Genomic DNA, 1,347 nt, shown 5'->3' on the forward strand with positions numbered 1-1,347 from the left:
ACCGCTCTTCCGATCTAGCTACCTATTTTATTTGGGCATACAGATGTGGCGTTCGAGAGGAAAGCTAGCCATCAACCTCAATGACACATCGCCCGTCACACACAGTGATTGGGACTTGGTGGTTCAAGGCTTTGTGACAGCCATTGCCAACCCGAAAGGCTGGGCCTTTATGATTTCACTCTTGCCGCCCTTTATCGATCAAAGTGCTGATTTAGCGCCTCAATTGGTTGTCTTGGTTTCGATCATTCTTTTGTTCGAGTTCATCTGCATGACGCTGTACGCCACTGGTGGTAAAGGGTTGAAGCGTCTATTAGGTCAGTCACAAAATGTGCGATTAATGAACAGAATTGCAGGAACCCTAATGATGGGCGTCGGTGTTTGGTTATTTTTGACTTAATACAAGGTATGCAGACCGGCGCCCTCTTTCGCCGGTCAAAGCAGTGAAGCCATTAATGAAATGTGGCTCACTGCCCTCTAGCTCGCTTGAAGGGCGTAACTTGGTTTGTAAGTCAAATACTCTCCCATAACATCACTACTCACCGGTTTTGCTTTTAAGAAACCTTGAACATAGTTACAACCGCAACCTCGTAAAGTAGCCAACTGCATGTCCGTTTCAACCCCTTCAGCCACCACTTCGAGCGAGATTGAATGGGCCATTGAAATAACCCCTTTGCACAAGCGACTCGACTTATGACCTACGTTATCAATCTGGCGCACAAAGCTCTGATCGATTTTGACCGTATCCACGGGATACTCACTAAGCACCGATAAAGACGAATAGCCCGTACCAAAATCATCGAGATAGATCTTCACACCTAAGTCTTTTATTTCCTTTAGCGCATTGACCGTACATGATGAATCGCTAAGAAGCAGTGACTCTGTTATTTCAATACCCAATAAATTGGCTGGAAACTGAGCTTTGCTTAACGCACATTGCAAAGTATGGATGATGTGATTCGACTCAAATTGCTTGGCCGACACGTTAATATTGATCCGAGGTATATAGCTTAATGATGAGTCATGCCAAAGCGATTCTAATATCTCACAGACTTGCCTGACTACCCAGTCGCCCATTTTGATGATCAAACCGGCTTCTTCCGCCACAGGGATAAATTCGGCCGGGGATATGGGCCCTTTTTCAGGATGGTTCCAACGAAGCAAAGCCTCAAACCCAGACACCCTCTCTGTTTTTTGACAAAAGATAGGCTGGTATACCAAAGATAACTGATTGCTTTCTATGGCAATAGCCAGCTCTTGCTCCAATACAAAGCGCTGTTTCGCTTGTATAAACATAGAGTCATTAAAAAACACCACTTTTTCGGTGCCGGATTAGATCGGAAGAGCGGT

2 protein-coding genes are annotated in these 1,347 nt (G+C 45.2%); one reads left to right on the forward strand and one right to left on the reverse strand.

Going from position 1 to position 1,347, the window contains the following annotated elements:
* Positions 1 to 397: LysE family translocator (locus tag ACP45E_RS00550; RefSeq protein WP_141707155.1), on the forward strand; the 397-nt coding region annotated here is incomplete at its 5' end.
* 77 nt (positions 398 to 474) lie between these two features.
* Here ACP45E_RS00550 and ACP45E_RS00555 read toward each other — a convergent pair.
* Complete coding sequence (locus ACP45E_RS00555) at positions 475 to 1,311, reverse strand: putative bifunctional diguanylate cyclase/phosphodiesterase (RefSeq protein ID WP_241824226.1); 837 nt, start codon at positions 1,309 to 1,311, stop codon at positions 475 to 477.
* Positions 1,312 to 1,347: the final 36 nt, after the last annotated feature.

Source organism: Vibrio genomosp. F10 str. 9ZD137 (assembly GCF_049974785.1).
Classification (GTDB): domain Bacteria; phylum Pseudomonadota; class Gammaproteobacteria; order Enterobacterales; family Vibrionaceae; genus Vibrio.